The 22,373-nt window shown below is 38.2% G+C and carries 28 protein-coding genes and 1 other annotated feature; of the genes, 2 read left to right on the top strand and 26 right to left on the bottom strand.

Features of this window, described 5'->3' with window-relative positions; genetic code table 11:
- Window positions 1-30: 30 nt before the first annotated feature.
- The gene (locus Q0371_RS08675; RefSeq protein WP_240949541.1) at window positions 31-1,611 is read left to right on the top strand and encodes an oligosaccharide flippase family protein; all 1,581 of its coding nucleotides are present in this window, start codon (window positions 31-33) and stop codon (window positions 1,609-1,611) included.
- A 65-nt stretch (window positions 1,612-1,676) separates the two neighbouring features.
- Here Q0371_RS08675 and Q0371_RS08670 read toward each other — a convergent pair whose 3' ends face one another.
- From Q0371_RS08670 to Q0371_RS08635, 8 genes are all read right to left on the bottom strand, one after another.
- Entirely contained in the window at window positions 1,677-2,315 is a 639-nt protein-coding gene (locus Q0371_RS08670; RefSeq protein ID WP_298470346.1) for a DUF421 domain-containing protein, read from the bottom strand.
- 69 nt (window positions 2,316-2,384) lie between these two features.
- Window positions 2,385-2,651: a preprotein translocase subunit YajC gene (yajC, locus tag Q0371_RS08665; protein WP_169358002.1), complete on the bottom strand. Its 267-nt coding sequence runs from the start codon at window positions 2,649-2,651 to the stop codon at window positions 2,385-2,387.
- 42 nt (window positions 2,652-2,693) lie between these two features.
- Window positions 2,694-3,833, bottom strand: coding sequence for a tRNA guanosine(34) transglycosylase Tgt (gene tgt / locus Q0371_RS08660; protein ID WP_169358001.1), 1,140 nt, complete (start codon window positions 3,831-3,833; stop codon window positions 2,694-2,696).
- Window positions 3,834-4,874 carry a tRNA preQ1(34) S-adenosylmethionine ribosyltransferase-isomerase QueA gene (queA, locus tag Q0371_RS08655; protein WP_298470342.1) on the bottom strand — a complete coding sequence of 347 codons (1,041 nt, stop codon included), beginning with the start codon at window positions 4,872-4,874 and terminating at the stop codon, window positions 3,834-3,836.
- 18 nt (window positions 4,875-4,892) lie between these two features.
- Window positions 4,893-5,903 carry a Holliday junction branch migration DNA helicase RuvB gene (ruvB, locus tag Q0371_RS08650; protein ID WP_298470340.1) on the bottom strand — a complete coding sequence of 337 codons (1,011 nt, stop codon included), beginning with the start codon at window positions 5,901-5,903 and terminating at the stop codon, window positions 4,893-4,895.
- A gap of 17 nt (window positions 5,904-5,920) precedes the next feature.
- Window positions 5,921-6,541 carry a Holliday junction branch migration protein RuvA gene (gene ruvA, locus Q0371_RS08645; RefSeq protein ID WP_298470338.1) on the bottom strand — a complete coding sequence of 207 codons (621 nt, stop codon included), beginning with the start codon at window positions 6,539-6,541 and terminating at the stop codon, window positions 5,921-5,923.
- Between the two features lie 91 nt (window positions 6,542-6,632).
- Window positions 6,633-7,448 carry a hypothetical protein gene (locus Q0371_RS08640; RefSeq protein ID WP_298470336.1) on the bottom strand — a complete coding sequence of 272 codons (816 nt, stop codon included), beginning with the start codon at window positions 7,446-7,448 and terminating at the stop codon, window positions 6,633-6,635.
- 35 nt (window positions 7,449-7,483) lie between these two features.
- Complete coding sequence (locus tag Q0371_RS08635) at window positions 7,484-8,689, bottom strand: LysM peptidoglycan-binding domain-containing protein (protein ID WP_298470334.1); 1,206 nt, start codon at window positions 8,687-8,689, stop codon at window positions 7,484-7,486.
- Between the two features lie 136 nt (window positions 8,690-8,825).
- Between Q0371_RS08635 and Q0371_RS08630 the strand changes: the two genes are divergently transcribed.
- The gene (locus Q0371_RS08630; protein WP_298470332.1) at window positions 8,826-9,356 is read left to right on the top strand and encodes a transcription repressor NadR; all 531 of its coding nucleotides are present in this window, start codon (window positions 8,826-8,828) and stop codon (window positions 9,354-9,356) included.
- A 43-nt stretch (window positions 9,357-9,399) separates the two neighbouring features.
- On the opposite strand, the gene pheA is transcribed toward Q0371_RS08630, so the two are convergent.
- The 18 genes from pheA to Q0371_RS08540 all read right to left on the bottom strand — a co-directional run bounded on the left by pheA (window position 9,400) and on the right by Q0371_RS08540 (window position 22,366).
- Complete coding sequence (gene pheA, locus Q0371_RS08625) at window positions 9,400-10,278, bottom strand: prephenate dehydratase (RefSeq protein ID WP_298470330.1); 879 nt, start codon at window positions 10,276-10,278, stop codon at window positions 9,400-9,402.
- Between the two features lie 13 nt (window positions 10,279-10,291).
- Window positions 10,292-10,747, bottom strand: a complete 456-nt coding sequence (locus Q0371_RS08620) for an ACT domain-containing protein (RefSeq protein WP_169359905.1) — start codon at window positions 10,745-10,747, stop codon at window positions 10,292-10,294.
- A gap of 15 nt (window positions 10,748-10,762) precedes the next feature.
- Complete coding sequence (gene obgE, locus Q0371_RS08615) at window positions 10,763-12,052, bottom strand: GTPase ObgE (protein WP_169359904.1); 1,290 nt, start codon at window positions 12,050-12,052, stop codon at window positions 10,763-10,765.
- A gap of 5 nt (window positions 12,053-12,057) precedes the next feature.
- Window positions 12,058-12,591, bottom strand: a complete 534-nt coding sequence (locus Q0371_RS08610) for a Spo0B domain-containing protein (protein WP_298470327.1) — start codon at window positions 12,589-12,591, stop codon at window positions 12,058-12,060.
- 139 nt (window positions 12,592-12,730) lie between these two features.
- Entirely contained in the window at window positions 12,731-13,021 is a 291-nt protein-coding gene (gene rpmA, locus Q0371_RS08605) for a 50S ribosomal protein L27 (protein ID WP_144535725.1), read from the bottom strand.
- A 12-nt stretch (window positions 13,022-13,033) separates the two neighbouring features.
- Window positions 13,034-13,369, bottom strand: a complete 336-nt coding sequence (locus Q0371_RS08600; RefSeq protein WP_298470325.1) for a ribosomal-processing cysteine protease Prp — start codon at window positions 13,367-13,369, stop codon at window positions 13,034-13,036.
- 1 nt (window position 13,370) lies between these two features.
- Window positions 13,371-13,679 (bottom strand): 50S ribosomal protein L21, encoded by a 309-nt coding sequence (rplU, locus tag Q0371_RS08595; RefSeq protein ID WP_142538629.1) that lies wholly within the window; start codon window positions 13,677-13,679, stop codon window positions 13,371-13,373.
- Window positions 13,680-13,693: 14 nt separating this feature from the next.
- Window positions 13,694-13,773 (bottom strand) — a sequence feature (ribosomal protein L21 leader region).
- A 51-nt stretch (window positions 13,774-13,824) separates the two neighbouring features.
- Window positions 13,825-14,421: a site-2 protease family protein gene (locus Q0371_RS08590; protein ID WP_169359901.1), complete on the bottom strand. Its 597-nt coding sequence runs from the start codon at window positions 14,419-14,421 to the stop codon at window positions 13,825-13,827.
- Complete coding sequence (locus Q0371_RS08585; protein ID WP_298470317.1) at window positions 14,411-14,959, bottom strand: hypothetical protein; 549 nt, start codon at window positions 14,957-14,959, stop codon at window positions 14,411-14,413. The genes Q0371_RS08590 and Q0371_RS08585 overlap by 11 nt, the downstream gene beginning before the upstream one ends.
- Window positions 14,960-15,401: 442 nt before the next feature.
- Window positions 15,402-16,202: a septum site-determining protein MinD gene (gene minD / locus Q0371_RS08580; protein ID WP_298470315.1), complete on the bottom strand. Its 801-nt coding sequence runs from the start codon at window positions 16,200-16,202 to the stop codon at window positions 15,402-15,404.
- 1 nt (window position 16,203) lies between these two features.
- The gene (minC, locus tag Q0371_RS08575; protein WP_169359898.1) at window positions 16,204-16,875 is read right to left on the bottom strand and encodes a septum site-determining protein MinC; all 672 of its coding nucleotides are present in this window, start codon (window positions 16,873-16,875) and stop codon (window positions 16,204-16,206) included.
- Window positions 16,876-16,912: 37 nt separating this feature from the next.
- Window positions 16,913-17,440, bottom strand: a complete 528-nt coding sequence (mreD, locus tag Q0371_RS08570; protein ID WP_169359897.1) for a rod shape-determining protein MreD — start codon at window positions 17,438-17,440, stop codon at window positions 16,913-16,915.
- Window positions 17,437-18,348 carry a rod shape-determining protein MreC gene (mreC, locus tag Q0371_RS08565; protein WP_298470313.1) on the bottom strand — a complete coding sequence of 304 codons (912 nt, stop codon included), beginning with the start codon at window positions 18,346-18,348 and terminating at the stop codon, window positions 17,437-17,439. The genes mreD and mreC overlap by 4 nt, the downstream gene beginning before the upstream one ends.
- 13 nt (window positions 18,349-18,361) lie before the next feature.
- Window positions 18,362-19,381: a rod shape-determining protein gene (locus Q0371_RS08560; RefSeq protein ID WP_169359895.1), complete on the bottom strand. Its 1,020-nt coding sequence runs from the start codon at window positions 19,379-19,381 to the stop codon at window positions 18,362-18,364.
- A gap of 92 nt (window positions 19,382-19,473) precedes the next feature.
- The gene (gene radC / locus Q0371_RS08555) at window positions 19,474-20,172 is read right to left on the bottom strand and encodes a DNA repair protein RadC (RefSeq protein WP_298470310.1); all 699 of its coding nucleotides are present in this window, start codon (window positions 20,170-20,172) and stop codon (window positions 19,474-19,476) included.
- Window positions 20,169-20,771, bottom strand: a complete 603-nt coding sequence (locus tag Q0371_RS08550) for a Maf family protein (RefSeq protein WP_251553476.1) — start codon at window positions 20,769-20,771, stop codon at window positions 20,169-20,171. Before Q0371_RS08550 ends, radC begins: the two co-directional genes overlap by 4 nt.
- A 93-nt stretch (window positions 20,772-20,864) precedes the next feature.
- Window positions 20,865-21,524: a hypothetical protein gene (locus Q0371_RS08545; protein WP_251553475.1), complete on the bottom strand. Its 660-nt coding sequence runs from the start codon at window positions 21,522-21,524 to the stop codon at window positions 20,865-20,867.
- An 86-nt stretch (window positions 21,525-21,610) separates the two neighbouring features.
- A complete protein-coding gene (locus Q0371_RS08540) occupies window positions 21,611-22,366 on the bottom strand; it encodes an A24 family peptidase (protein ID WP_298470307.1) in 756 nt (251 codons plus the stop codon).
- Window positions 22,367-22,373 lie beyond the last annotated feature (7 nt).

Here is a 22,373-nt window from a genome sequence, read left to right as displayed (position 1 = left end):
ACCTCTTTATAGAATAATGTGGTAAGTGGCTTGCATATTATTATTGTAAACGAAGTTCCTGCATTTGAGAAGGAAGTGTTTAATTTGTCGACGTATTTAAGAGGGTCCATTGTATTAATGTTTGCCATTTTTTTGTCCAAGTTCTTAGGCTTTATTTACCGCATGCAGTTTGTTCGGTTGACTGGAGAAGAGGCAGTTGGTATTTACAGCACGGCGTATCCGGCCTTTATCTTCTTCTTATCCCTTATCCAATTGGGTATACCGATTGCTATAACTAAAATTATAGCTGAGCTTCGAACGAGAAACGCTATATCTGATTATTTCACAGTTATGCGAACTTCCGTAATTGTAACCGTAGTATCTATGATTATTTTTACACCGATCTTTATTTTTGTCACTCCACTTATTTCTAGTAATCTATTGAAAAACGATGCAATAACGATGACTCTCTACGTGTCTATTGCTATTGTCCCAATCGCAGCAGCAGGGGGAATCTTAAGAGGCTTCTTACAAGGAATTGCTAAATTAGAAGAAACAGCAATAGCCCAGCTAATTGAACAAATAGTTCGTATCTTATTAATCACCTTTGCCTTGCCTTTATTTTTAACATCTTCATCTCCACAGGAAGCTGCTGCATACGCTATGTTCTTAGCTTTGGTTGCAGAGGCAGCATCATTACTTTATCTCAAATGGAGATATGAAAAGTGGAAAAAACAACAAACATATACAAAGTCAAAAAAGGCGTATCCACTGCCGCCATTATTCGCTATAGCCCTGCCTTCATCTGGTAGTAAGCTTTTTGGTTCATTCACATGGTTTTTGGAGCCTATCATTTTTATCAAGGCTTTAGCTATTACAGGTATAAGCGCTGTTGCTGCTACAACGCTATATGGAGTAATTTCAGGCGTTTTAGTACCGCTATTACTATTCCCATCCTTTATACCATTTGCACTCTCTATCGTCCTTATACCTGCTGTAAGTGACGCTTATGCAAGAAAGAACTATAGTTTGCTTAAAGAAAGAATCCATTTATCTTTAAAATTTTCTACTCTAACGGGCTGTTATGCAGCTACCTTGTTCTATTTACATGGTGGTGAGCTAGTCTATGAACTATTTCATGTTGAAAACGCAGAAGTCTATATGAAAATCCTATCTCCAATTTTTTTCTTTTACTATATTCAAAGCCCTTTGTTCTCTATCTTGCAGGCTCTCAATAGCTCTAATAGCGCATTTCTCAACTCGCTTTATGGCGGGGTAGGAAAGTTACTATTACTATTTTTCTTAGCATCTCAAGCTGGCATCCAGGAGAAAGGTGCAATTGTTGCGATAGGATTTGGTGTACTGATCACTTCATTTCTACATATCGCTTCACTTAAACAAAAGAAAGAGGCTCAAATTGGATTCTCTTTTTTCGCGTTACCTTATGTCGTATTTCTAGTGACTATTATTACTCGACCAATGTTAGTGTCCATAGGTAGCCAATCATTGATAATAGATTGTTTACTCACTCTAGCTTATTTAACAATCGGCCTATTACTATTTGGACAAATTCGACGAAAAGAGCTTAGTGTGATTTTTAAAATAGCTAAAAGCTCTAAAAATAGATTTTAAGTCCATTAGTTAAAAAAGTAAGAGTCCAAGATCTCCCTTCAAAAGGTAGGTTTTGGGCTCTTTTATTAAAAAGAAGTCTTAAGTTGAATATATAATTCTTCTTCCTCATAGGAACAATAGAATACTTTTTTATGATCATAAAGCATTTTTTTATTCAGTTCTTCCAATAACCATTCTTTACTTTTTCCAATTCGAATAAGATGATCCATTTGTATATCTCCATCAATAATTAAAGGGAATATAAACTGCTCCTCTTTCTTTTTGAAAACGGATAAGTTACCTGATGGCTCCAAAAAGGCATAGGAAACTGAACGAATAGAACCAATCTGCTGTTCTCTCAGCTGCTGTAGCAAATCATCTAGATTATATCTTTGCTTCCTCATCTCTTTCTCCACTATCACGCCATCTTTTATAATAATGGATGGATGGCCCTCCATCATATCTCTAAATTTTTTACTCTTTAAGGAAGTATACGAGGCAATCAGTTGAATAATCAGCAAGATTCCCATTGGTAAAAAAGCATGCCAAAGATTACTATCCGGGTTATCAATTGCAACGGATCCTACTTCTGCAATCAACAAAAAGACAACTAAGTCAAAAATACTTAGCTCGCCGACTTCTCTTTTTCCCATAATTCTTAAAATAGCTAATATAATCCAATACAATGCTATTGTACGCAAAATAATTATGAGAGTATCATTCATATGAATTCACCTCAATTTTATATTGCCCACAAAAAAAAAACTTACTCATAAGAGAGTAAGTTCTTTTGCTTAAATTGTAGAATCTGTAACAACTCGTCCAACAGCAACACGTTCAAATTGTAAACGAGTACCATCAGCTACTACTACATAAATTGTTTGATCATCCACTGCATCTACCTTACCGTGCAATCCACCCACTGTAATAATATGATCTCCACGCTTTAGATTACTTTGCATTTCGGCAGTGCTTTTCTGTCTCTTTTGCGCTGGTCGAATGATAAAAAACCACATAACGACGAACATAGCAATAATTGGCAATAAACCTACTAAATCCATTAATAATTCCCCTCCTTTTCCTCTTTATACAGTATACAAGAATCAGAAGTTTTTTGCATTTGGTTTGTTGTACCCATACTCTTCAAAAAACTCTTCTTTAAAATCTAATAGACGATCTTCTCTAATTGCCTGGCGTACATTCTCCATTAATTTCATCAAGAAATGGAGATTATGATAAGATGCTAAACGCAATCCAAAGGTCTCATCTGCTTTGAAAAGATGACGAATATAAGCTCTTGAATAATTTTTGCATGTATAGCAATCACATTTTTCATCGATAGGACCAAAATCTCTAGCAAATTTAGCGCCTTTAATTACTAATCTTCCTTGGTGCGTAAAGAATGTACCATTTCGAGCAATTCGTGTAGGTAATACGCAATCAAACATATCCACGCCACGAATAGAACCATCGATTAGTGAGTCTGGTGAGCCTACTCCCATTAAGTAACGAGGCTTGTTATCAGGCATTAAAGGAGTTGTGAAATCTAATACTCGATTCATAACGTCTTTTGGTTCACCTACAGATAAACCACCAATAGCATAACCAGGGAAATCTAATGAAATTAAATCCTTCGCTGACTGGCGACGAAGCTCTTCATATTCTCCACCTTGAATGATACCGAATAAGCCCTGTTTATCCGTGTTTGTATGAGCAGTTAAGCATCGTTCTGCCCAACGAGACGTACGCTCAACAGATGCTTTCATGTATTCGAAAGTAGCTGGATAAGGAGGACATTCATCAAAGGCCATCATAATATCAGAGCCTAGTGCATTTTGTATCTCCATCGACTTTTCTGGACTTAAAAATAGCTTGTCCCCATTCAAGTGATTGCGGAAATGCACACCTTCTTCTTCTATCTTACGCATATCGCTTAAACTAAATACTTGGAAGCCGCCTGAATCTGTTAAGATTGCTCGATCCCAATTCATAAATTTGTGTAATCCGCCAGCCTCACGAATAATATCATGTCCAGGACGAAGCCACAGATGGTAGGTATTACTTAAAATTATTCCTGCGTCCATCTCTTTGATTTCTTCTGGAGCCATTGTTTTAACAGTTGCTTGTGTTCCAACCGGCATAAAGGTTGGTGTCTCGAATGAACCATGAGGTGTATGTACTATACCAAGACGGGCTCCGGTTTGTTTATCTTTTTTTATTAACTCATACGTAATTGCAGTCATTTAATAGTTCCTTCCTTTTATAAACATCGCATCGCCAAAGCTAAAGAAGCGATAACGCTGTTCTATTGCTTCTTGGTATGCAGACAGTATAAATTCCTTTGATGTTAAAGCACTAACTAGCATGACAAGAGTGGATTTTGGTAAATGAAAGTTAGTGATCATTCCATCGATACATTTAAATTCGTATCCTGGATAAATGAAAATGGATGTCCATCCGCTATCTTCTTTTAATATACCATCAAACTTTGTAGCGACAGTTTCCAATGTTCTTGTGGAAGTGGTTCCAACTGCTACTACTTTACCACCAGCTTCCTTCACACCATTAATCAGTTCAGCAGTTTCCTGTGTAACACGGTAGAATTCCGAATGCATCTCATGGTCATCTATGGAATCAACGCTTACTGGTCTGAATGTTCCCAAACCTACATGAAGTGTTACAAATGCGATTTTAATACCTTTCGCTTTTATCTCCTCTAGTAGCTCGGTTGTGAAATGTAAGCCTGCCGTTGGAGCAGCAGCTGAACCTTGTTCTTTTGCATAAACCGTTTGGTAACGATCCTTATCTTCCAATTTTTCATGAATATAAGGTGGTAAAGGCATCTCGCCGAGTTTGTCCAATACCTCAAAGAATACTCCAGTATATTCAAAACGGAATATTCTTCCTCCGTGATCTTTTAATCCGGTACACACTGCTGTCAATAATCCTTCACCAAATACTATTTTTGTGCCTATTTTCACTCGTTTAGCTGGTTTGACAAGGGTTTCCCATTCATCACCTTCCATTTGAGTTAACAATAGCACCTCAATATTAGCACCAGTATCTTTTTTAGTTCCCATTAGTCGGGCAGGCATTACCTTAGTATCGTTAAGTACAAGGCAATCCCCTTCATGTAATTCATCAATTATTTTCGAAAAATTGGTATGCGTTAGCTTTTGGTTCGCATAATCGGTGATTAACAGCTTACTGCTTGTCCGATCAGCTAACGGTACTTGCGCGATTAACTCTTCTGGTAAATCAAAATCAAAATCTTCTACTCTCATTTATAAGGACATCCTTTATTAATTGTTTCCATCGATTGGCAATGGTTTTCCTAAATGTTCATAAGCAAGCGGAGTTACAATTCTTCCACGAGGAGATCGTTGTATAAAGCCTATTTGCATTAAATAAGGCTCGTACACATCCTCAATAGTAGTAGATTCTTCACCAATACTTGCTGCAATCGTATCTAACCCTACGGGGCCACCTCTAAAACGCTCAATCATAGCATTAATCAGCTTATGGTCGATATGATCCAAGCCTCTCGGATCAACCTGTAATAGTTCCAGCGCTTCTTTAGCAATAGTTATCGTAATGTTACCATTACCTCTCACTTGAGCATAATCCCTAACCCTTTTTAACAAACGATTGGCAATACGGGGGGTGCCTCTAGAGCGACGGGCGATTTCACCAGCTGATTCATGATCTATTGCTGCATTAAATAGCTCTGCGCTTCTTAATACAATTGACGTAAGGGCTTCTTCATCATAGTAATCCAAACGAAGCAGCACTCCAAAGCGATCCCGTAAAGGGGCAGATAGTGCGCCTGCTCTTGTTGTTGCTCCAACTAATGTAAAGGGAGGAAGATCCAAACGTACACTTCTAGCCGAAGGACCTTTTCCTACTACAATATCTAAGCAGAAATCTTCCATAGCTGGATAAAGAACCTCTTCAATCGAGCGGTTTAAACGATGAATTTCATCAATGAATAACACATCGCCAGGCTCCAAAGAGCTAACGATTGCTGCCAAATCACCTGGACGCTCGATTGCGGGACCACTTGTCATCCTCATTTGAACATTCATTTCGTTAGCTATGACAGCAGCAAGTGTGGTTTTACCAAGACCCGGTGGACCATAAAGTAAGCAATGATCCAAGCTCTCATTTCTCATTTTTGCAGCTTCAATAAATATAGCCAAATTATGCTTTATTTTATCTTGCCCAATATACTGAGTTAATAACTGAGGACGGAGGGATTGCTCAAAAGGTTCATCATAGGAAGAAATTTCACTGGAAATAACACGTTCTGACAAACAAAACTCCTCCTTTCTTACTTACCAGAGAATAGTAGCTGCAATGATTTTTTCATGAATTCGTCAGTTGTAGTCAATTCATTATTTGCCTTAAGCTTAGGACGGATTTTGGATAATTCTTTTTCTGAATATCCTAGAGCGGTTAAAGCTAGCATAGCCTCTTCCATTTCATGAACGGTATCATGCTCAGTGAATAGGCTTGGCTCATCGTCCTCAAATTCTAGCTGTTCGATATCTATTAGGTCATTTAATTTGCCTTTTAAATCTAGAATCATTTGTCTTGCAGTTTTTTTACCTACTCCGGGAAACTTGACCAAGAACGATTCATCTTCTCTTTCAATCGCTTTTATCACATGTGTCGGCTCACCACTTGCTAGTATGGCTAATGCACCTTTAGGACCAATACCAGATACCAGGATCAATTTTCGAAATAACTCTCTTTGTGCCAGGTTAGGAAAGCCCATTAATTGTTGGGCATCCTCTCTTACATGTAGATAGGTAAAGACTTGCGTTTCTTCCTCACTTCTTTGAAAGGCGAACGGATTAGGCGTAAACAATTGATAGCCAATTCCCTGTTGCTCTAACACAACGTATTCAGGTGTCACTCGAGTGACTTGCCCTTTTATGTAATCATACATACTTTATTTCCCACCAATCCTTCTAATCATTATAACATATCAAACAAAGAGGGCCGCCCATGTTCTTTGAGCGACCACTACATGTAAACTATTATAGCTGACTTAAATTATAGCATAAAATAGGCCAATTTGTTAAAGCTTTGTTCGTATACGGAATAAGCTGATTTATAAACTTCTGTTTACGTTCTTCCGGTAAGGCAAATGCATATAACCATTCTCTATACAATTCATTAGGATACATGATTGCTTCTTTGTATTTGGACATTATTTTTTCTAATTCTGGAAACTCATTTAAAAATAACTCAATATTGTAGTCCATTTCAGGTAGTACTCGATGAATCCATAGGATAAACTCCATTTCCTTTGGACCTAGCACTGCTAAATCAAAATCAATCATCTTATACGTATCATCTCTTACTAGAAAATTATGATGAACGACATCACCGTGTAAAAGGGTTAAATTCTTCAAACTAAATGGTCGAATTTCACTAAGAGCAATCTCCCCATAATGTAAAAGCAATTTAGTCTGGTTATACCCAATATACGATTCTATAAATGGCACAATCTCTGATACCTTGAAGTACCTAGCTTGCCATTTAGAGATAAGGTTAAACGGATAAAGAAACGGGCTCTTTTCCCATTCTATTTTCCTTCTCGTTCCATGCATTCTTTTCAGTAACGTGTACGTCGCTAATCGATCTTTTTTATCTTTGTAGCTTACTGCACGACTATTTTCGAACCACGGCTGAATGATATACCCTTTTTGGGTAGTCGGGATAATTGGTAGGACAAATGGTTTTTTTAGTGCAGACAGTTCATCATGAATATAGCCTATCTTTGCAGCCTGTTCCTGGGAAGCATATTTCTTAACTGAAAAAATACCGTCTTCCTTTTTCCACTTCCACACATTCTTTTTTATTTGCTTTATATAAGTATCCACATTTAAAAGTGTCTATGAGGATATGGTTGGCAATGAAAATTTGGTTGGTAAAAATGTTGTGGAGGGTAAGGATAGCCACCTAGATATTGGTGATGTGCATACATTTCTGGCTGTGCATGGTTAGAGCCTCCACAGGATGAACATTGTACCTGATTATATGCAGGATATTGTTGAAATTCCGGCTGAGCATATGTTTGGTGAGCTTGTGGCTGCTGAGTATGCTGCATATAATCATAAGCCATTTCCATTGCAGATGATGGGTCCTCAACAAACATTTGCATTACCTGCTCATGAACTTTTTCTTCTACATGCGTACGTGGATGACTAGGTGCAGCACTAAATTCTACCTGTCCCTCTGCTGTCATGCTCGTCGACTCAATTAGCATCCAGCTATTTGGTGATGGCATTTCAAATTCTGGCTTAGTCATCATGTGCATTGGAGCGGATGTCGTTGGTTGAACAGCCATTGGTTGCATATGTGGCAAATAGTGTACCGGATAGTCTGGCGGACATGGCATCGGTGGGCAAGGCATTGGTGGACATGGCATTGTGTATACCGGTTGATGCATTGGTGGACATGGAATTGGTATAGGCATTGGCATCGGTACTGGCATCGGATGTACTTGAATTGGTTGTACTGGTTGTTGTTGAATTGGTTGAACTGGTTTTGGTGCTGGAGCTGGAGTGGGTTTAGGTTGAGCTATCGGCTTAGGTGCAGGTGCAGGTTTCGGCGCAGGTTTTGGTACTGGTTTTGGTGCTGGAGCTGGGGTGGGTTTGGATTCGGGAATTGGGATCGGAATTGGTATTGGTATTGGAATCGCTTTTGGTTCCGCCTTAGGTTGAATTGGTGGCATAATTGGCATCGTCTCGATTGGTTCCGCTTTTTGTATAGGTGGTACTTGTGGTGCTGGTTGTGCTTTAGGTGCTACTTGAGCTGGCTGAGCTTTTTGCATATTTTTAAGGTTTCCATCGTATGGCTGTGCCGTTCCATCCCCCATCATCCCTTTTTTGTTGGGACGATTATCTCCGTACGGATGTACCATAGTCTCTGCTTTTTTAGTTTCTGGGATGAAGATTTTCATGCCAGGTACTATATATTCTGGATTTGCTAAATGAGCGTTAATCTTTTTTAAATCATCAAAAGAAACTCCATACTCTCTGGAGATTTTCCAAAGGGTGTCACCCTTTTTGACAATATGAATTTGCAAAGTCTTCCTCCTTCCTTCACATTAAAATATGTGTAACATCAAAAATTGGTCACAGATTTTAAAACAATGTTACTTCCCTTCATGATAAACTTATGAATAGTAACTATACCGTTATGCAAGATTGGAGGGATTTACATTGAAAAAATTAAAAGGGGCAGCGCGAAGAGAATGGATTTTGACTTATTTAAAGGAACAGGACTCCCCAATCACTGGAGCTGATCTTGCGAAGCTAACTAATGTAAGTAGGCAGGTTATCGTCAGTGACATCACGTTACTAAAAGCTATTAACCATCCTATTTTGTCTACCAGTCAAGGTTACATCTTACTTCCCAATCAAGAGGAAAGTAATTTTGTAAAAAGAAAAATTGCCTGTAATCATAAGTCAGAAGATACAAAAGACGAGTTACTGACATTAGTGGATGCAGGTGTCACAGTGGAAAGTGTAACTGTAGAGCATCCGGTTTATGGAGAAATCACCTCCTCTATCATGGTTTCTAATCGTCATGATGTTGAAAACTTTTTAAAAAAAGTCCAAGAAACAGAGGCGTCTTTTTTATTAGAGCTAACTGCCGGACTTCATATTCATTTGTTATCTGCTCCAAATGAAGAGATATTACAACGAGGAATCGCAGCAATACGAGAAAAAGGCTATGTGTTCGAGGGTTAATATTTAAATTCTGAAGAAAACAAATTAAAAAAGCGGAAGCATCTCAGTTAGAGGATGCTTCCGCTTTTGTTTCATATGTATAGTAGGAGCCGAGTGATTTTACTTCACACCCTAAAGCTATTAGCTCTTCCATCGCACCTTTCATCATAGGTGCTTTTTCATTTTCAAGCACATCGATAATAAAAAAGTACTGTCCTAGCCCCGTCTTCAAAGGACGAGATTCAATTTTACTTAAGTTCAGCTGACGCCAAGCGAATACGGATAGAACTTGATGTAAAGCACCAGACCGGTCATCTTTTGGCAATGTAATCATAACCGTCGTTTTAATTTGTCCGTTATGACCTATTTCTTCAATACTTGTTTTCGTCTTTGAAAGGACAAAGAAACGAGTATGGTTAAAATGGAAATCATGTATATTTTGTTCAACGATTTTCAGCCCATATTCTTCAGCAGCTGAAGTATTAGCAATTGCAGCAATACATTGATCACTGTGCTCCGATACATATTTGGCTGCGGCTGCAGTTGAGGATGCTTGCTCAAGTGGCACCTTACCAAATCGGTAATACAAATATTTATGACACTGGGCCAAAGCATGAGGATGGGAATAAATGTTAGAGATTTCTTCCCATCTTTTTTCATTATTTGGATGAACCATTAAATGCTGTGCTATCGGCGATAGAATTTCTGCAATCACAAAGACGTTAGCTTCGTGAAACAAATAATCTATTGTTAAAGGAACTGTCCCTTCTAGCGCATTTTCTAATGGCACTACTGCTATTTCAACTTGACCGTTGCTCACCATCTCAATACACTCTGGAATCGTACGGATAGGTAACAATGGTGCCTCTGGAAATAATGCCTGTGTTGCTAAGTGGGTAAAAGATGCCTCAGGTCCAAGAAAAGCAACTTGGTGATTAATCATACACAAACACTCCTTAAAAAGCACCAGAACTAATTATTTCTGCTGATTCTACAAAGTCTAGTCGCTTCATTTCGTTTATAAACTCGTCCAATTCCTTTGCCATGGCTGTTACATCCAATGACAATGTCACGCTAGCTCGTCCCTGTATCGGGATCGTTTGGTGAATTGTTAAGACATTGCAAGCATAATCAGCCACTAGGGATAATAATCGTGCAAGCGTTCCTTCTCGGTCCTCTAACTGTAAAAAAACAGTTAAGATTCTTTCTTGTACAATAGAATGGAACGGAAAAACCGCATCACGATATTTGTAAAAAGCACTACGCGATAAATCGACTTCTTTCACAGCATCCCAAATCGAGGAAACTTTCCTCGATTGAAGGAGATGCTTAGCTTCTAAAGTTTTTTGCATTGCTTCTGTCAACACATCTTCTCTCACTAGAAAAAATCGTTGGCTTGTAACATCCTTCATGCGGTTCCCATCTCCCTATTCGATAAATTCAAACTCGAATTGTAATAGTCGTACAGTATCTCCATCTTTTGCACCACGTGTACGAAGAGCATCATCGATACCCATTCCACGTAATTGTCTAGAGAATCTGCGGATAGAATCTTCTCGACTGAAGTCTGTCATTTTAAATAATCTTTCTACAGTACCACCAGAAAGTACAAATGCACCATCGTCATCTCTAGAAATAACAAAGTCATCCTTAGAAGCTTCATGCTTGTACATGACAGATGTTTCTGTTTCTTCTTCTTGCATATGCTCTAATGGATACTCAGGAGCATCTTCTAAGATATCAGCTATAGCAAAGAGTAATTCCTGTAAACCTTGACGAGACACTGCAGAAATAGGGAATATTTTTGCATCTGCTCCCACTTTTTCTTTAAATGCTTTTAGGTTTTCCTCTGCTTCAGGCATATCCATTTTGTTTGCTACTATAATCTGAGGACGTTCTGTCAATCGTAAATTATATTGTCTTAACTCCTCATTAATTGTTACATAATCCTCGTAAGGCTCGCGACCTTCCATGCCAGACATATCAATAACATGTACAATTACACGGGTACGTTCAATATGACGCAGGAATTGATGTCCAAGGCCTACACCTTGATGAGCACCTTCGATAAGTCCAGGTAAATCAGCCATTACAAAACTGCGGTGATCTTCCGTTTCTACTAATCCTAAGTTAGGTACAATGGTTGTAAAATGATACGATGCTATTTTAGGCTTAGCAGCTGATACTACAGAGAGTAATGTAGATTTACCAACGCTTGGGAAGCCTACTAGTCCTACATCAGCTAACACTTTTAACTCTAAAACAACGTTTAACTCGTTTCCTGGTTCTCCTTTTTCGGATAACTCAGGTGCTGGATTCGCTGGTGTTGCAAAACGTGAATTTCCGCGTCCGCCTCGTCCACCCTTAGCGATAACAGCTCTTTGTCCATGCTCCACTAGGTCAGCGATAACTTGTCCAGTTTCCTCGTTCATCACTACAGTGCCTTCTGGTACTTTAACAATTAAATCATCCGCGTTTGCACCGTGCATATTCTTACTACCACCGTGTACTCCTCGGTTCGCTTTAAACTGTCGCTTATATCGGAAATCCATCAAAGTACGTAATCCTTCATCTACTTCAAAGACTACGTTACCTCCATTTCCTCCATCGCCCCCAGCGGGACCTCCCATAGGAACATACTTCTCACGACGGAAACCAACCATACCATCTCCGCCATCTCCACCTTTTACATACACCTTTACGTGATCGACAAACATTTATTTCACTCCAATCTTTCCTTTGCAACTAACTTAAATTGCAGGTATCCTACTGTGTTGTTCAGTCTTTCCATAGTAAATAATTCATGATTCGAATATTCTATCCAAGAGAATGGAGACCAATCTCCATTTACTTCAATTATAACTTCAAGTAATTCATTTGAATGGATATGAACCTTTAGAATCTGTTCTTGATAGCCTTGCAGCTTAGGATAAATTGTTCGCACAAAGCAATCGAGAATATTTTCTAATTCATAATCGAACATTTCTAACCCACGTTTTGACACAGATGTTTGAATTTCTAAAGTCATCTGACCATACGTTATAGGAAACGTTTGCAGCCATTCATTCGTCTTTAACAATCCTAAATTGTTTAAATCGAAGAATTGGGCGCACTTCTTTGAATACCTATGAATTAATTGTTTAGCCTCTTCGGGTCTACCGATATCCAAATTCATTTGAATTAAATGCATATGATTTAAAAAATCATGCATGGAATGACGAAGTACTTCGTTAATTGATATATTTTTAGGATTCATATTAGTATACACGCTCCAACGTTTACTATCCTTCTAGTATAACAGGTATAGAATTATTTTGTGCAGGAGTATGATTACTTTTTTGTTATTTAAGAAAATAAAAAAGGACTGCATAAATGCAGTCCTCTTATTTTGTAAATTAAGCTTCTTGAGCTACAGGATATACACTTACTTTTTTCTTGTCGCGGCCGAAACGCTCAAAGCGCACTACACCGTCAACTTTCGCGAAAAGTGTGTCATCTCCACCACGGCCAACGTTTTCACCTGGGTGAATTTTTGTACCGCGTTGACGGAATAAAATTGATCCGCCTGATACGAATTGTCCATCAGCACGTTTAGCGCCTAGACGTTTCGATTGAGAGTCACGACCATTTTTAGTCGAACCTACTCCTTTTTTCGATGCGAAAAACTGAAGATCTAATCTTAACATATGTTCCACCTCCTACTTTTTGAAGGTTATTTTTATATACTTAGCGTAATCTTGCTCAATCGTTTGTAAAGATACAATCATTGCCTCCAATATTAACTGCATGCTTGCAGCTTTTTCAGAGCTTTCAATGCTAGGTACTTCCACGTATAAATACCCTCCGTCACCCTTTTGCTTAATAATAGGAGTAATTTTTGTAAGTGAGATAATGGCATTCACTGCACCAAATGATACAGCAGAAGCTCCTGCACAAACTAAATCCTTCCCATGTTCAGCAAAATCAGCATGTCCTTTCATTTCAAAGGAATGAATAAGACCTGATTGATCTCGTGTAACAGTCACTTTAATCATATTATAAGCTAATAGATTCTACTACTAATTTAGTATATGGTTGACGGTGACCTTGTTTTTTACGATAGTTCTTTTTAGCTTTGTATTTGAAAACGATGATTTTTTTAGCTTTGCCGTTTTTTACAACTTTCGCTGTAACTTTAGCACCTTCCACGAATGGAGCACCAACTTTAACATCATTCCCACCTACGAATAAAACTTTATCAAAAGTTACAACTTCATCAGCGTTTACATCTAATTTTTCAATATAGATTTCTTGCCCTTGTTCAACTTTGATTTGTTTACCACCAGTTTCAATAATTGCGTACATTTACCTGCACCTCCTCTTAGACTAAGACTCGCCTTACAAAAGGTGATTCGATCACTCGAATGCTTGAACCTTTTCAGAGCGGTTGTAGCAACGGGTGCTGCTACAAACAATAACATTAAAATGTTAACACATATAAAAAATCGAGTCAAGCGTTTTTCGTCATTCGATCAAATGCTAGCTTGTACTTTCTAAATCTCCAAGAAGAATAATTTTGTATAGCAATAAACAAAAAGATTAGCGATACAAATAAACCTTTAGGAAAGTAGTACAGACTGGTATAAAAGATTAGCATACTAATCCATAGAGAAAAACTGACTAACTCGATATAAAAGTTCGGAAATATTGAATAGATAACGCGTCCGCCATCAAGTGGATAAATAGGAAGTAAATTTAATCCTAGAATTACTAGCTGCGTATAGGTAAGTAGCTCCACCTGTGGAAAATGCAAAATTAGGCTTAATAAAAGAAGTAACAAAGTAACAAAGGGTCCTCCAAAAATAACAACAAGTTGCTCTCTCTTTTCCCATTTAGAAAATTGTTCGATTTTAATTTCTCCTCCATACGGGAGAATCGTACATGAATATATTTTCCCGCCAACTAGCTTTGCAGCTCCTAAATGACCTAATTCATGCAAGATGAGAGAGCCGAAAACGATAGCATAAACTGCAATCTCTCCAGATAAATAGAAAAAAAGAAGAAAGGGGATCATAATCGGATGTATACGGAAAAGCCTATTCTTCATAGTTTAAAGCTAGCCAGTCAACGATTTCCGTCGTATCTAATACTTCCCCATCTTTCTCTACTTGCACATACAGTATATCTCGCTTTACTGATGCAAATATTTCTCCAGCGCTTACAGAAGTATAGGGTAGCTGGAAGAAATCCTCCACAAATCCATAAGTAACTGTTTCTCCATTGTCGTACAAAATAGATATAGTCTTGCCAGTTTTCTTTTTGTAGCCAGTAAATATAATCAGACCATTTTCAGAAGCTCCAATTTCCTGTGAAGCAGAGAGCGACAGAACTGCCCCCTCACTATATGGTTGTATAGTGCTATACTCCAGTACTGGATTTTCTAAAAGCGGTCCACTCACTGTGACTACTTCCTCGTTTGGGGTAATCCATTCTCTTACTTTTTGATACATTTCGGTAGGCTTTTGAGGAGCTAAAAGTGTAGAAGCATAGTTAGTAGACAGTGCATCATTTTCTTCTAATTTGTCCATCGCGATAAAAGTAAATACTAATAGAAATGCAAGAACCCATTTTCTTTTCGATAGCATAACATTCCCCCTAAAAAAATATATGACTATCTGTCCCATTTCATGATAGAAAAATGGAATTGCTTATTAATTTAACCGTTCTTGTTTAAGAGATAAAGGTTATTTATGAAATTAATAGGGAGTAGACTCTGATTTACGTTCCAGACGGGCGCTTTCCGCCGCATGGCCTCAGCCTCCTCGTCGCTGTGCTCCTGCGGGGTCTTCACCTCATGCTTTTCCGGCTTGAGTCGCCGTCTTCCACTTCAATCAATAAGAAAGGCTCGAAAAGTAAAATCAGTAAAGTCGACTTGGTAAGTTTAAATTCGGTCAAAACAGGCAGAGAGATTCGCGTTTTTAAAAAGGATGAGTTGATTTAAGGCGGATATAAACAACAAAGAAGGCACTTCCTATTCAAAATAGAACAGAAAGTGCCTTCTTCTAATCACTTGAAGCTATTATTATCTTATTTAGCAAAAATAGATTTTATTTTAGAGATAACGCCTTTTTTAGGGGTATCCATTGACATAAGTGGTACGGATTCTCCTAAAATGCGTCTTGCAATGTTTCGATAACCAAGTGCAGCACGGTTAGATGGGTCCATTACTACAGGCTCACCCTTATTAGAAGATGTAATAACATTCTCATCATCCGCTATGATCCCTAATAAATCGATGGATAAATGTGTTGTAATTTCATTAATATCTAAAGCGTCTCCACTTTGCATAAGATGCTGGCGGATTCGATTGATAATTAATTTTGGAGGATCGATAGCTTCCTCTTGCTCTAACAAGCCGATTATACGGTCTGCATCACGCACAGCTGAAATTTCAGGTGTAGTGACAACAATCGCTTTATCAGCACCTGCAATTGCATTCTTATATCCTTGTTCAATACCAGCAGGGCAATCGATTAATACATAATCATAATCTCGTTTAAGCTCTGTAACCAGTTCTCTCATCTGTTCAGGATTGACTGCATTTTTATCCGTTGTTTGTGCTGCTGGCAAAAGGTAAAGTTTATCCTCAAAACGTTTATCCTTTACTAATGCTTGGTGAATCTTACAGCGACCTTCCACAACATCTACTAAATCATAAATAATTCTATTTTCTAGTCCTAGAACAACGTCTAAGTTTCTAAGACCTATGTCTGTATCCATTAAACAAACTTTCTTACCTTGCAAAGCCAATGCAGTACCAAGGTTAGCAGTGGTCGTCGTTTTACCGACTCCTCCCTTACCTGAAGTTATTACGATTGCTTCTCCCACATTAGCTTCCTCCTTTAAATGTCGATAAATTTGGTCTTATTAATCTAAGCTCCTGTAAACGGTCAATTGCGATAGAGCCATTAGTATGTAAATAAGCACATTCCATTTCGGGTTGCTCCGATAAGACACTTAACTCATCCGTCATCGTTTCTATAACATTATCAATTATTAGATGGGTTGCCTCTAGCCAGGAAGCTGCGATGACTGCATTTTTGTTGCCATTTGAACCAGCATGTGCGATGCCCTTTAGCCTTCCAAGAACAAACACATTTCCTCCAGCTACTACTCGTCCATTCGGATTGACATCTCCAATGACCACGAGGTCGCCCACTGCTTTGATGACTTGTCCAGACCTTACAATCCCAACATATGTCTCCGACTGATTTTCTAATAATCTTCTATTACAATCTTCAACGGTCATTACTTCACTCTGTATTTTAGAAACACGGAGATGTGCCGTCTGTTGTACACAATTTATAATTTCTTTTGCCTGTTCGTCATTACAATATCGATATCCAAGTTGTAAGAGTACTTCTGCCTGGCCTTCAAAACCTTCATCAGAAACCTTTTTCGTTAATTCTTCTAAAAGTTCTGTGTATGAACACTGATCGTCTAAACGTAATACAAGGCCCTCTTTCGTTCCTTTAATCGATATTAACTGCTTTTTCGTCAATCAAGTCACCTCAGATCTACTGTGAAACCAAAAAATATTATTTTTGAAGAAGTAATGCTTTTTGATTAAAACGGTATAGAAGAATATATTTAAATAACCATCCGAACATCAATATAAAGATGAGGTTCGCCAACATTGTTGGTAAAAGATTATGTTCATAAAAACTACTAAATGTCATGATTTTAATACCAATTGCTGTATAGAAAAAGAATAGCAATGTCTCTACTACTGCCACTAAAACTAGCGACAAGATAGTAGCTACCAGCAAGTGTTGGTGTATAAATTTTACTATAAAACTTGCTACCAAGCACATTAATGGGTAAATAAAAGAATATAATCCAATAATATCAATGAAAAAGACATCGTACAAGAGCCCAAACAACAATCCATATAACATTGCTCTTTTTTTATCATAATAAATAGAAACAAAAATCAAATATATAATTAAAAACCTTGGTACTAGTGTATAAAGTTCATTATTTAGCTCAATTGGCGAGAAAAGACCAAAAATCGGTTCCATATAAAATAATAGAACCGAAATGAGCACTACTAGATATCGCATCATGAGCCATCCCCTGCCTCTTTCTCGGCAGCCAAGTCAGCCTCCGTATTAGCACCATCAGAACCATCTACTACGTTCATAGAACGATTTGCGATGATTACATGGTCCAATATAGAGAAGCTTGCCTCTGGTTTAATGTAAGCGAGTTTAGTCAAACCATAATCATCAGTGGTAACCTCGGTTACCTCACCAACTAAAATTCCTTTTGGGAATATTCCACCCAAGCCTGAGGTAGTGACTTTCTGTCCTTTTTTCACCTCAAACTCCGAATCAATTCTCTTCAGAACTAATTCTTTTCGTTCTTCGTCAAAGCCTTCTATTAATCCGAACACTTCTCCCTCTTCGCTTGCAATGACAGCTGATACACGATAATTCGGGTTTTGTGTAGATAAAAGCTCAACCGTAGAGGTATATGGAGTAGTTAATATAACCTTACCAATTAGACCTTTGGCAGTCATTACGGCCATATTAGCTTCTACTCCATGAATCTCTCCCCGATTAATGATTATTTTCTCTTCCCATTGATCGGGATTACGAGCAATAACCGTTGCTTGGATAGGGTTGAAATCACGAAGGTCTTCTTTTTTATCAACTATTTCTTGTAATTCTTTTTTTTCGAGCTTTAAATCATTTACTTCTGCTTGTAAGGAGGCATAATCTTCTAATCTTGCTTTCAATCTTTTGTTCTCATCATATGTATTAAGTAAAGAATCTATATTATTAAAAACACCCGTTACATACTGAGTCGGTTTGGAAAACAACGTTTGTCCAAAACCGACTACATCTTTTACTAATTGTTCTGGCAATGATGCATGATTTCGATCGCGCAATGTAAAGCTGATAAGTGCCACAAGAAAAATCATCCCTACAAGTAGCAAGATTAATCGCTTATTTGAAAAAAACTGTGGCATATCTCACTTCCCCTTAACCTTTTGTTTGTTGACGTTTCAATAATCCCATATGATCTAACGCTTTACCAGTTCCGATTGCAACACAATCTAATGGGTTTTCAGCGATAAATACAGGCATATTCGTTTGATCACTAATCACTTTGTCCAGGTTACGAAGTAAAGCTCCCCCACCTGTAAGCATAATGCCGCGCTCCATTACATCTGCTGAAAGCTCTGGAGGAGTCTGTTCTAATGTTTTCTTCACTCCATCAATGATAGACGCAATAGATTCGCGCAATGCATTTGCGATCTCTTTTGATGATATTTCAATTGTTTTTGGTAACCCCGTCACAAGGTCACGACCACGAATATCCATAGACTCTTCTGCTTCCATAACACGTGCAGATCCAATTTCCATCTTGATTGCCTCTGCAGTACGTTCACCAATTGTTAGATTGTACGTCTTACGAACATAGCTTGTAATCGCTTGGTCCATTGCATCCCCGCCAACACGAACGGATTCACTCGTAACTACTCCACCAAGAGAAATAACAGCAACTTCTGTAGTTCCTCCACCTATATCAACGACCATACTTCCTGTAGGTTCCCAAACTGGAAGATTAGCTCCGATCGCAGCTGCAAACGGCTCTTCAATAGTCAATGCTTCACGAGCTCCTGCTTGCTTTGCAGCATCAATTACAGCGCGTTGTTCTACTGAAGTAATACCAAAAGGTACGCAAATCATGACATTGGGCTTGCTCCAAGACATGCCTGATGACTTCATCGCATTTTTCAAATAGTATTCTATCATGGCTGAGGTCGTATCAAAATCTGCGATAACCCCATCCTTCATTGGACGAATCGCCACAATAGAACCGGGAGTACGGCCAATCATATTTTTTGCATCGTTACCTACTGCAACAATGTCACCGTTTTGTACGTTTTTTGCTACTACGGAAGGCTCTCTTAAAACGATGCCCTTCCCTTTGATGAAAACAAGCGTATTCGCTGTTCCTAAGTCTATCCCTACATCTCTTGATCCAAATCCAAACACTATTTTTTACTCCCTTTCTAATCTAAACAAGTTTCACTTATTTTTTAAGTAATAACACTTATTATAACGGAAAGAAAGAAAAATGCACAGTGTCACATATACCCCTTTTCTTTTAAACTTATAAATTGATGGTCCCCTATGATTACATGGTCAAGAAGTTCAATACCCATAAGCTTTCCTGCCTCCATCAACCGTTTCGTTACTTCTATGTCTTCAGTCGAAGGAGAAGGGTTTCCTGAAGGATGGTTGTGAGCACAAATAATGGATGCAGCGGAACGTTTTACCGCTTCTCTAAATATTTCCCTAGGATGAACGATGGAAGCGTTTAAAGACCCAATAAATATCGTTTGCTTGTGTAGTATTTGATTTTTTACATTTAGGAATAATGTTACGAAGTGTTCTTGCGTGAGGGAGGTCATATCTGGCATTAAATAAGTGGCTGCGTCACTCGGGGATCTAATTGTAAACTTTTCATTTGTTTTTTGCTGCGATAATCTTTTTCCTAGCTCGACCGCTGCTAGAAGTTGGACAGCCTTTGCTTGGCCAATTCCTTTAACCGTCATCATTTCTTCCAGCGTAGCATTTTTTAACTCTTGAATCTGTTCAAAAAAACCCAATACTCGATTGGCAAGATGAAGAACAGACTCTTGCTTCGTTCCAGTACGAAGCAAGATTGCAAGTAGTTCTTGGTTTGATAAGCTTGAGGCACCTTGTCTAATCAGTCTCTCTCTTGGTCTGTCCGCTATATGTACATCTCGGATCATGAGAGCTGGAGGAATTTTAACACTCATTCAGAAATCTCCTTTTCTAATTGGATGACTTTCAATGTTAAAAGCGTCTGGAACAAACGGCCTAGCGGTAATCCGACTACATTGTTGTAATCGCCATTGATTTTTTCAACGAACATTCCACCCATTGTTTGTATACCGTAAGCGCCTGCCTTATCGAGTGAATCTCCGCTAGCAACATAAGCATCTATCTGTTCTTCTGTCAGTTCGTAAAATTGCACGGCAGTAGTTTCGGTAAATCCAATAGAAATACCTGCTCCTTGGATGGATACTCCTGTGATTACTCGGTGCTCTTGACCAGAGAGTGCTTGAAGAAACTCTTTTGCCTGATTAGAATCAACAGGCTTAGTTAATAGTTTTTCGCCTAAATATACAGTAGTATCCGCCGCTATAACGATGGCATCTTCATTTCCTTGTACTACTTCATCTGATTTTTTGGTCGCTATCGCAAGTGTAAATTCCTCTGGAGATAGCTCCTGTTCGACATCCTCGGATACACCAGAGGCTTGTATTTCAAATGGGATCCCTAATCTACCAAAAAGCTCCTTTCTTCTTGGTGACTCGCTTGCTAGAATTATTCTGTTATTTGTTGTTATTTTCATTGAAATTCCCCCTTTTCCTAAGCATACAAAAGAATGGAGAAAATGAAAATTGTGTTAAAAACGTGACTATTTGATTTTAGGCTGTTTTCTTATTTAAAAATTTAATTTTACACAATCGTTCTGTTCTAAATAGTGGGTAAAAACATGTAGTCGAATGACTGATGGACTGTCCGAAAACGTTGTGATAGCTTGAACAATTGTGGCTAGATCATCGGGATATTTTTCTTTACTGGCAATGGAGTCAAAAAAATTTTTAGACAAATTTTCCTCAGTCAATAATGTCATCATGTTTTTAACTTTTGGATTCTCACAACTGCTTGTAGACACGTAAAAATTTTTTATAAAGGATGGCAATGCTTCTGTACTAACAGCAGCAGTTTCTTTTACATATAAATCACTCCAAATATAAAACTGCCCTTCTGCCTGAACAATACCGGCACGCTCTAGTGAGGGTTCAACTGCCATAAAAGAAATGGCGCTTTCTTTTGTAGAGAACATTCCATATTGCTTGGCCTTGAAAGTTAGGGACGGCTCCGCAGATGTCTCTACCTTTTCTCCTCCCGTTTCCTTTCCATTTTCGGTAGCCGGCTTTTCCGTATTATTCTTATCTCCACTTGCTTCCCCTTCTACCTTCCGATCGTTAGCTATATTTAATAACAACCCAAACAATAAAACCCCGACAACTCCTATAACAAGCCCTTGTAGTCCAGCCATTAAAATCATTTTCTTAGGATTTTTTTTTCGAAATGGCATAATTTCACCTCTTTTTTCACCACTTTACCATTCCCCAATTAAAAAAGGACAAGACCTTTGTCGGCTCGTCCTAAAAACTTATCGAGTTAAAAAAACAAATTAATATACAAGTCGACAATTGCTTGACCATAGAAAAAAGAAATTATCGCTGCGATTGCTATAGAAGGTCCAAATGGAATAGGGGTTTTCCTTCCTTGCTTGGAAATTTTCAACGTAATAATACCCACTACCGTTCCTATAACAGAGGCTAAAAACAATGTCACTAAGGTGGATACCGTTCCTAACACGACACCAATAACAAAGAAAAGCTTGATATCACCACCACCCATGCCACCTTTCGACACCATAGCAACTAAGAGTAAAATTCCAAATCCAACAATTGCTCCGACTATACTGTCCCACCAAGGAGTTAAAGGTGAGATAATGCGACCAATAATTAGTGGAATTAAAAAGAATAAAAGTATTTTATCAGGGATGAGCATATACGCAATATCTGAAACTGTAATGATAATTAATAAAGAAATAAACAATAGCGAAACAAGGAACTCCCACGAAAAACCTAGTTGGAAGTATGCAAATGTGAATAATACGCCTGTAGTTAGCTCGATGACTGGGTAAACCCAATGGATTTTAGTATCACATCCTCGGCACTTTCCCTTCAAAAAAACATAGGATAAGACCGGCACCAAGTCTTTAGCCGTTAAATTGCGATCACATATCGTGCAATGAGAAGGCGGGCGAACAATAGATTCACCTTTCGGCACCCTTAGTCCCACTACATTATAAAAAGAGCCAAGCACTAAACCATATATTAATACAAATATTGCGATTACGATTTCCATTCAAACA

The organism is uncultured Psychrobacillus sp., assembly GCF_938022135.1.
Lineage (GTDB): Bacteria > Bacillota > Bacilli > Bacillales_A > Planococcaceae > Psychrobacillus.
The sequence above is the reverse complement of the archived record's forward strand: the minus strand, read 5'-3'. Positions and strand labels throughout refer to the sequence as shown.

Coding starts and splice junctions, on each gene's coding strand:
- queA (WP_298470342.1), bottom strand. CDS start 4,874: ATGAGAGTAGAAGATTTTGATTTTGATTTACCAGAAGAGTTAATCGCG.
- Q0371_RS08620 (WP_169359905.1), bottom strand. CDS start 10,747: ATGAAGGATGTTACAAGCCAACGATTTTTTCTAGTGAGAGAAGATGTG.
- Q0371_RS08545 (WP_251553475.1), bottom strand. CDS start 21,524: ATGCCATTTCGAAAAAAAAATCCTAAGAAAATGATTTTAATGGCTGGA.
- Q0371_RS08550 (WP_251553476.1), bottom strand. CDS start 20,771: ATGAAAATAACAACAAATAACAGAATAATTCTAGCAAGCGAGTCACCA.
- rpmA (WP_144535725.1), bottom strand. CDS start 13,021: ATGTTAAGATTAGATCTTCAGTTTTTCGCATCGAAAAAAGGAGTAGGT.
- radC (WP_298470310.1), bottom strand. CDS start 20,172: ATGAGTGTTAAAATTCCTCCAGCTCTCATGATCCGAGATGTACATATA.
- yajC (WP_169358002.1), bottom strand. CDS start 2,651: ATGGATTTAGTAGGTTTATTGCCAATTATTGCTATGTTCGTCGTTATG.
- obgE (WP_169359904.1), bottom strand. CDS start 12,052: ATGTTTGTCGATCACGTAAAGGTGTATGTAAAAGGTGGAGATGGCGGA.
- pheA (WP_298470330.1), bottom strand. CDS start 10,278: ATGATTAATCACCAAGTTGCTTTTCTTGGACCTGAGGCATCTTTTACC.
- mreD (WP_169359897.1), bottom strand. CDS start 17,440: ATGATGCGATATCTAGTAGTGCTCATTTCGGTTCTATTATTTTATATG.
- Q0371_RS08540 (WP_298470307.1), bottom strand. CDS start 22,366: ATGGAAATCGTAATCGCAATATTTGTATTAATATATGGTTTAGTGCTT.
- Q0371_RS08670 (WP_298470346.1), bottom strand. CDS start 2,315: ATGAATGATACTCTCATAATTATTTTGCGTACAATAGCATTGTATTGG.
- Q0371_RS08590 (WP_169359901.1), bottom strand. CDS start 14,421: ATGAAGAATAGGCTTTTCCGTATACATCCGATTATGATCCCCTTTCTT.
- tgt (WP_169358001.1), bottom strand. CDS start 3,833: ATGACTGCAATTACGTATGAGTTAATAAAAAAAGATAAACAAACCGGA.
- Q0371_RS08600 (WP_298470325.1), bottom strand. CDS start 13,369: ATGATTAAAGTGACTGTTACACGAGATCAATCAGGTCTTATTCATTCC.
- ruvA (WP_298470338.1), bottom strand. CDS start 6,541: ATGTATGATTACATAAAAGGGCAAGTCACTCGAGTGACACCTGAATAC.
- Q0371_RS08585 (WP_298470317.1), bottom strand. CDS start 14,959: ATGCTATCGAAAAGAAAATGGGTTCTTGCATTTCTATTAGTATTTACT.
- rplU (WP_142538629.1), bottom strand. CDS start 13,679: ATGTACGCAATTATTGAAACTGGTGGTAAACAAATCAAAGTTGAACAA.
- Q0371_RS08610 (WP_298470327.1), bottom strand. CDS start 12,591: ATGAATCCTAAAAATATATCAATTAACGAAGTACTTCGTCATTCCATG.
- mreC (WP_298470313.1), bottom strand. CDS start 18,348: ATGCCACAGTTTTTTTCAAATAAGCGATTAATCTTGCTACTTGTAGGG.